We start from the raw sequence: 7,127 nt of genomic DNA on the forward strand, positions 1-7,127 counted from the left end.
ATTTGGTGGGCGGCTGGCGCCGAACCCGCAAGGTACGTCAGGCGAAGGTCACGGCGCTGCGCCGGTCGGCACGCTCGAGGTGGGGCACGTTGTTGAAGCTCAGCAGACGCTGCACGCCGCGGCCGACGATGATCTCGCAGAACGCGGTATTGCGGAACTGCAGGTTCATTTCGATCGCAGCCTGCGCCGGCGCGCCGAGCAGGTCGGCGGTGGCGCGGCCGATAGCGCCGCCCGAGCTGACCACCAGGATTGCGTCCTCGCGCCTGGTGCCCTCGCTGGCCTGCGCCAGCGCGCCGGCAATGCGCGCGCCGAAGTCCACCCAGCTCTCGGGCATGTCGGCCAGCCCGTCCTGCGTCCAGGCCGCGTAGGCCGCGCGGAAGGTGCGCCAGTAGTCGTTGTAGTCGGCGTTCTGGTGGGCGCGGTGGTCGGCGCCGCCGGTGTGGCAGCGGTACAGCGCCTCGCCGTCGTATTCGTTCAGGCCGGGGTGCGAGATCACCGCGGCCTGCGGCTGCCCCATGCCGGCCAGGATTTCCGCGGCGGTGTCCTGCTGGCGCACCAGCGTGCCCGACACTACCCGGCTGAAGCTGACGCCGCGTTCAGCGAAATATTCGCCAAGCCAGCGCGCCTGCTGGCGCCCGGTGGGCGACAGGCAGTCGTAGTTGGCGGCGCCAAACGAGGCTTGTCCGTGGCGGACGAGGAAAAGCGTGGCCATGAGTGGTCCCGATGAGCAGTGAGGCGGATAAGGCTGCCTCGGCGCGGGGCCGGGCGTGGGCAGATTGTAGGGAGCGCCGGCGCCACCGCCAAGCAAGCGCCGCGCAATTCATAGCAGCCATGGCCCGGCTGCATTACCCAGGCAGGCTCAGGCCGTCTCGGTCGGCCTGACGTCGAGATAGCCAGCCATCAGGCGGCTCAGCTCGGTGATCAGCCGTTCGTCGTCAAGGTGCAGCGGGCCGGAATCGTTGAGCACGGCATTGACCAGCACACTGAAGACGGCCTGCATGGCAAAGCGCACGCGCAGTTCGGCGGTGTCGGCGGGCAGCGGCAGGCGCGGCACCAGCAGTTGCACCATGCGCTCGACAATGGCTTCGCCGTTCTGGCGGTGGGGCAGCCATTCCTCGGGGCGCGTGGAGGCATGCCGCAGCGACGCGCGCATCACGCCACGGTTGGCGAGCGTGCCAAGCACCATGAACCTGGCGGTCTTTTCCAGCAGCACCGGCGTGGCGACATCGTCCCAGCGTTCCTGCGCCAGGTAGCGGTCGATCGAGGCGGAGGTCTCTTCCATCACCAGCGCGCGCAGCGCCTCGAAATAGGCCATCTTGTCGCGGAAACGCCCGTAGAAGGCGCCCACCGAGACCTGGCACGCCGCTGCGATCTGTGCAACCGAGACCGCGGCGAAGTCGCGCGTCGCAAGCAATTCGCGACCCGCGCCCAGCAAGGCCTGCTCGGTCTCGCGCGCACGGCGCTGGCGGGGCGGTTGCAGGATCGAGGGGGTGTCGATACGGGGGAAGGAAGCGTTGGCGGGGAAGCTGGAAGGCGTCGCTGACATGGTCATATTTCCGTATTCGAATTCGGATTCGAATTTGAAAATACCGGTGCGCACCGCAACGCGTCAAGAGGTTTTGTCGGCTGGCCCTGCAAATATCCCGCACGGATGCCATGCGGTGCACGACAGTGCGAGCCGCGTGCCGTGCGCTTTGCCGGAGCGATCAATCAGAGCATTGTGAATGCGAGCGCGTGAGATCAGGGTTCAGCTGAACCGCGGGCTCAGCTCGTCGCGCATCCAGTCAATAAAGGCGCGCGTACGCGCCGGCAGCAGCCGCGCGTGGGGATAGATCAGCGACAGCGGCCACGCCGGCAGCTCGAAGTCCTCCAGCACGATGCGCAGCTTGCGCTCCTCGACTAGCTGCGCGACCTGGTACGACAGGAAATGGCCGAAGCCTGCACCGGCGGCACAGGCGGCCACGGCGGGCGCGGTCTGGTTGAATTCCAGGTTGCCCGACACCGGCACATGAAACTCGCGTTCGCCATCGCGGAACGACCACCAGTGCGCATGGTTGCCGGTGAAGCGCAAACAGTTGGCGCTGGCCAGCTGGTCCGGGTGGCGCGGCACGCCGTGCTTGCGCAGATAGGCGGGCGTGGCGACCACCACGCGGCGGATGCGGCCGACGGCTTGCGCCACCAGCGTAGAGTCGGCCAGCGGACCGATGCGCACGCCCACGTCGAGGTCTTCCTCGAGCAGGTTCACCACGCGGTCGGTGAATTCCATGCGGCAGCGCACGCGCGGATAGCGCTGCACGAAGCGCGTCACCGCCGGCGCCACGTACATCTGGCCGAACAGCACCGAGGCGGTCAGGGTGAGCTGGCCGCTGGGCTCGACATGGCTCTCCGTCAGGCCCGCTTCGACTTCGTCGATATTGGCCAGGATGCGCCGGCAGCCGTCCAGGTAGCTGCGCCCCTCGGCGGTGAGCGACAGCCGCCGCGTGGTGCGATTGAGCAGCCGCACCTGCAGTTCGGATTCGAGCGCCGCCAGCGTGCGCACCACCGCCGGCAACGAGGTATGCAGCGACGCCGCGGCGGCCGTCAGGCTGCCTTCGTCGACGATCCGCACAAAGGTCTGCATTGCACGTAGTTTGTCCATGGCGCCAAACATTACTCCATTTTCCGGAGTAGTCAAATATCAATGGCCCCATTTATTCCACTGTCGCCGGCGTCGAGAATCCATCCATACCAACCGCTCAGGAGAGAGTGCCATGCAACAGACCAATTCCCCCGCAGTGCCCGCCAGGCCGCTGGTGTTGTATCGTTCGCCGGTGTCCGGCCACGCGCACCGCGCCGAACTGATGCTGGGGCTGCTGGGCTTGCCCTGCCGGCTGGTGGACGTCGACCTGCGCGGCGGCGAGCAACGCAGCGAGGCCTTCCTGCGCCTGAATCCGTTCGGCCAGGTGCCGGTGCTGGACGACGACGGCGTGGTGCTGGGCGATTCCAACGCGATCCTGGTCTACCTGGCCACGCGTTACGACGACGGCCGCTGGCTGCCGCGCGATCCGGTCGGCGCCGCCCGCGTGCAGCGCTGGCTGTCGGTGGCTGCCGGCGAGATTGCGTTCGGCCCGGCCGCCGCGCGCCTGGGCGTGCTGTTCGGCCGGCCGGTGCCGATGGAAGATGCCGTCGCCCGCGCGCAGCGGCTGTTCACGCTGATGGAATCGGTGCTCGCCGGTGGCTCGTTCCTGGCCGCCGATCACGCCACCATTGCCGACGTGGCCGCCTACAGCTATATCGCCCGCGCCGAGGAAGGCAACGTGCCGCTGGCGCCGTACCCGGCGCTCAATGCCTGGCTGCGCCGCATGGAGGCATTGCCTGGCTTCGTGCCGATGCTGGTATCGAAGCCCAGCGTGGCGGTCTAGCCATTGCGTCCGGCGAGCGTCAAGCCATTTCCGTTGCGAAGGAGCCAAACATGGATCTGCCCACCTGGCCGCATGCCGGCCTGCCATTCCACGCCGGCGAACTCGCCGCACAGCAGCGCGCCGGCAAGCGCGAGCGCATGGCCGCGGCGGGTCCGCGCGTGATCCGCGGCGAGATGCCGGAACAGCACCGCACGTTCTTCGCGCAACTACCGTTCCTGCTGGCCGGGGCGGTCGATGCCGACGGCATGCCGTGGGCCACGCTGCTGGTCGGCCCCCCCGGGTTTGCGCAGACGCCGGACGCCACGCACTTGCGCATCGACGCCGTGCCGTTGCCCGGCGATCCGCTGGCCGCGGCGCTGGAGCAGGGCGCACGCATCGGGCTGCTTGGCATCGAGCTGCCGACGCGCCGGCGCAACCGCATGAACGGGATCATCGTGGCGCGCGATCAGGCGGGGCTGACGGTCGAGGTCGAGCAGAGCTTCGGCAACTGCCCGCGCTACATCCAGCTGCGCGACGTAGCCGCTGCCGAGCTTGCCGCCGCCCCTGCAACATGGCACGGCGACGCGCTCGACGCGCAGGCCAGCGTCTGGCTGCGCGGCGCCGATACGCTGTTCATCGCGTCCAGCCATGTCGCGTCGCCGCAAGACGAGGGCGAGCACACCGGGGGTGTCGACGTCTCGCACCGCGGCGGCAAGCCTGGCTTTATCCGCGTGGACGACGCCCATACCCTGACGTTTCCGGATTTCAACGGCAATAACTTCTTCAACACGATCGGCAACCTGCTGGCCGACCCACGTGCGGGCATCGTCGTGCCGGATTTTGCCGACGGTTCGCTGCTGCATGTGAATGGGCGCGCCGAAGTGATCTGGGAGGGCCAGGAGCTGGCCTCTTACGCTGGCGCCGAGCGGCTGGTGCGGCTGCATGTCGAACGCGTGGTGCGGCGCGAGCGCGTGTTGCCGCTGCGCTTCGCGTTCCGGGAATTCTCGCCGGTGCTGGACGATACCGGCGCGTGGCCGGAACGCTGAGCGCGGTGGGCTGAGCGCCGGACGATGGTCGGGTTCAGCGGCGCGCCCGGTATTTGAGCGCGGCACAGCGCCCGGCCAGCGCGGTGATGCAGCAGGCATCGCCGCGCCACTCACCGCCGGTCACGATGCCATTGGGATCCGCCACCAGCTTGCGCTGGCATTGCCCCGGCACAGGCGTGCGCTCCATGCCGGCATCGCGCGGGCCGCTGCCCGGCGGCCGCGCGGCCGGCACGGAATCGGTCCAGACGTAGGCGGTGCCGGCGGGAAGGGCCTGCACGGCCTGCGGCGGGCCCCACTGGCGCTTCGCCTCCTCGACGGAAATGTTCTTCCAGGAATCGATGACGTCTTGCATCGCGCCCGTCCCGATTCCCGCGCAGGCCGCGGCCAAAGTCGCCACGCACAGGACAGCGGCGCGCGTTAGCCTGCGCGCCCCGGTTCGGGCGGCATACGCAAATCGGGCTGGATTGGCGGGCATGGCGGCTCCACATCGGCGCAGCCGGCGGCAAGGGCCGGTCTGTGGAGACTAGCGGAGCCGTCACATCGTTTGCAAGAGGCGTTTGGGGCCTGGCGTACAGACTGCCGCGGCCGGCGGCCTGGCAGGCTTACTCGGCAAACAAGCCGAGGGTTTGCTGCCCGGCGGCGGCAGGGGACTTGCGCGCAGCATGCGTCGCCACCGCGCGTGCAGGACGCGCGGCTTCAGCGTGCGTCTCTGGCGCGGTCAGCGTGAAATCCCGGCGCACCGACAGCGGCACCGCGTCCGGCATCCACTGCTCCCGGCGCGGCGCCAGGATCTGGTAGGTGTCCAGGTCGAAATGTGCGGGCGCGGCGGCCAGTGCGCCGGCTTCCTCCAGCGTGTCCGCGCAGCCCAGGTAGCACCACTCGTCAACCACATGCCACCATGCGCGCGCGCCGTGTTGCTCGCGCCAGGCCACCGGGCCGTCGAACGGCCATGGCACCAGCGCGATCGGCCCCAGCGCGGCGGCCAGACGGGCACGATGTTCGCGCGACGATTCCACGCCGACGCAGGCGCCGGCGCAGCGGTGGACCTGGCGCGCAAAGCAGGGGCTGCCACGGCGCGTGGTCTTTTCCAGCGACAGCGTGGCCAGGCACAGGCCGTGCTCCTCGGCCAGCGCGCGCAACCGTGCCTCGGCCGCGCCACGGCTGCCGAAGACACCGAACAGGTCGCGCTGCCGGCAGAAGTCCGTGTCGCGATCCGAGCGCAGGCGCGGCACCGGCAACTGCTGCGGCAACTCCCATGCGTACAGGCGCGTATTCCGGCGCAGCAGCTGGTTGTGCACCGGCTGCATGGCCTTGACGAGCCGGGCTTCCAGTAACAGCGCGCCGGTTTCGCCGCCGGTTTCCCGCCATTCGACCCGGCGCACCAGCCGCGCCAGCCGCATATCCTTGCCGTAGCGGTAGTCGCCCGAAAAATGCGCGCCGATCCGCTGGCGCAGGTGCACGCTCTTGCCGACATAGAGCGGCACGTCCTGGTCGCCATAGAAGATATAAATGCCAGGCGCCGCGGGCACGTCTTCGAGCGCGGTCTCTTCCAGGCCGGCCGGCAGGCTGGCGCGCCGCACCAGTGTGCGCACCGCCGCTTCCACCAGGTCGACCGAATAGGTGGCATGGATCTTCTGCCAGAACTGCCACAGCAGCTCGGCGTCGGCCAGCGCACGGTGCCGGCCCTTGGGCATCAGGCCGAAGCGGGCGATCAGCGCATCCAGGCCATGGCGCTCGACCGACGGGTACAGCGAGCGCGAGAGCCTGACAGTGCACAGCACGTCGGCCCGGAACGTCACCCCGGCGCGCCGGAACGCGTTCTTCAGGAAACCGTAGTCGAAGCGTGCGTTATGGGCCACGAAGAGGCGCCCCTGCAGTCGCTCCGCGAGCGACTCGGCCAGGGATTCGAAGGTGGGCTGACCCCGCACCATGTCGTCGCTGATGCCGGTCATGCGCTGGATAAACGGCGGGATCGACATGCCGGGGTCGAGCAGGGTCTCCCATTCGACAATACCGTCCGGGCCCACCTCCACCACGCCGATCTCGGTGATGCGGTCGCGCTGGGCGTCCGCACCGGTGGTTTCGAGGTCGACAAATACGATAGGACGCGACAGTGCGGCGGCCAGCGACTGGGCATCGAGCAGGCGGGTACCGTCCGCGGGCAGGCGCGACGGTTGATAGGTAGTCAGGTCAGGCATTTGCCGATTTTAAGGGGCCGCCGATGGCGGCACGAAGAAGTTTTCAAATACCCCTTGCCAACCCCGCTGCGCTCGCTTACTATTCGCCCCCTCGCAACGCGACGCGGCCCCTGCAAGGCAGGCGCAGCAAGGGTTGCGGGGTCGGCCGGGAGGTTGGCGCAGCGAGGTTTGCAGCGCTGACGGCAGCAAAAAAGATTGCTGCAAACGGTTGACGAAACGAAGAAAGCTCTGCATAATCTCGTTTCTCTGCTGCAGACAACGCAGCGCGCTGAACGGCAAAGCCGGGCGGCGAAGTTCTTTAACAAACAAACAACCGATAAGTGTGGGCGCTGGGTAGCGGACGCCGCTGTCTACGGACAGTGATGCTTCAAGTTATACAGTGCTCGCACAGCAAAACGTGACTGGGTCTTCGGATCTGGTCAGTCAGTTTTCTGAGAGTGAGCGACCGCTCGAAAGAGCGAGACCCGCGAGGGTCACACAGAGATTGAACTGAAGAGTTTGAT

General features: G+C 68.1%; 7 protein-coding genes. 2 read left to right on the forward strand and 5 right to left on the reverse strand.

Translation table 11 applies throughout. The features are described 5' to 3' along the window. Nucleotides 1–37 precede the first annotated feature (37 nt). The 3 genes from FHX60_RS20105 to FHX60_RS20115 form a co-directional block, all read right to left on the reverse strand. Entirely contained in the window at nt 38–712 is a 675-nt protein-coding gene (locus tag FHX60_RS20105) for a histidine phosphatase family protein (RefSeq protein WP_183284356.1), read from the reverse strand. 147 nt (nt 713–859) lie between these two features. Beyond that, nucleotides 860–1,546, reverse strand: coding sequence for a TetR/AcrR family transcriptional regulator (locus tag FHX60_RS20110; protein ID WP_183284357.1), 687 nt, complete (start codon nt 1,544–1,546; stop codon nt 860–862). 201 nt (nt 1,547–1,747) lie between these two features. Then, nucleotides 1,748–2,650 (reverse strand): LysR family transcriptional regulator, encoded by a 903-nt coding sequence (locus FHX60_RS20115; protein WP_183284358.1) that lies wholly within the window; start codon nt 2,648–2,650, stop codon nt 1,748–1,750. A 100-nt stretch (nt 2,651–2,750) separates the two neighbouring features. Between FHX60_RS20115 and FHX60_RS20120 the strand changes: the two genes are divergently transcribed. After that, a complete protein-coding gene (locus tag FHX60_RS20120) occupies nt 2,751–3,401 on the forward strand; it encodes a glutathione S-transferase family protein (RefSeq protein ID WP_183284359.1) in 651 nt (216 codons plus the stop codon). 50 nt (nt 3,402–3,451) lie between these two features. Further along, entirely contained in the window at nt 3,452–4,426 is a 975-nt protein-coding gene (locus FHX60_RS20125) for a pyridoxamine 5'-phosphate oxidase family protein (RefSeq protein WP_183284360.1), read from the forward strand. Between the two features lie 34 nt (nt 4,427–4,460). On the opposite strand, the gene FHX60_RS20130 is transcribed toward FHX60_RS20125, so the two are convergent. Both FHX60_RS20130 and FHX60_RS20135 read right to left on the reverse strand, forming a co-directional pair. After that, nucleotides 4,461–4,901 carry a hypothetical protein gene (locus FHX60_RS20130; protein ID WP_183284361.1) on the reverse strand — a complete coding sequence of 147 codons (441 nt, stop codon included), beginning with the start codon at nt 4,899–4,901 and terminating at the stop codon, nt 4,461–4,463. A 127-nt stretch (nt 4,902–5,028) separates the two neighbouring features. Continuing rightward, nucleotides 5,029–6,624 carry a 3'-5' exonuclease family protein gene (locus tag FHX60_RS20135; protein ID WP_183284362.1) on the reverse strand — a complete coding sequence of 532 codons (1,596 nt, stop codon included), beginning with the start codon at nt 6,622–6,624 and terminating at the stop codon, nt 5,029–5,031. Nucleotides 6,625–7,127: the final 503 nt, after the last annotated feature.

Source organism: Cupriavidus alkaliphilus (assembly GCF_014191175.1).
In the GTDB taxonomy this organism is placed as follows: domain Bacteria; phylum Pseudomonadota; class Gammaproteobacteria; order Burkholderiales; family Burkholderiaceae; genus Cupriavidus; species Cupriavidus alkaliphilus.

Bases quoted from the DNA above. Each gene is read 5' to 3' on its own strand.
- FHX60_RS20105 (WP_183284356.1), bottom strand. From the start codon at position 712: ATGGCCACGCTTTTCCTCGTCCGCCACGGACAAGCCTCGTTTGGCGCC.
- FHX60_RS20110 (WP_183284357.1), bottom strand. From the start codon at position 1,546: ATGTCAGCGACGCCTTCCAGCTTCCCCGCCAACGCTTCCTTCCCCCGT.
- FHX60_RS20115 (WP_183284358.1), bottom strand. From the start codon at position 2,650: ATGTTTGGCGCCATGGACAAACTACGTGCAATGCAGACCTTTGTGCGG.
- FHX60_RS20120 (WP_183284359.1), top strand. From the start codon at position 2,751: ATGCAACAGACCAATTCCCCCGCAGTGCCCGCCAGGCCGCTGGTGTTG.
- FHX60_RS20125 (WP_183284360.1), top strand. From the start codon at position 3,452: ATGGATCTGCCCACCTGGCCGCATGCCGGCCTGCCATTCCACGCCGGC.
- FHX60_RS20130 (WP_183284361.1), bottom strand. From the start codon at position 4,901: ATGCCCGCCAATCCAGCCCGATTTGCGTATGCCGCCCGAACCGGGGCG.
- FHX60_RS20135 (WP_183284362.1), bottom strand. From the start codon at position 6,624: ATGCCTGACCTGACTACCTATCAACCGTCGCGCCTGCCCGCGGACGGT.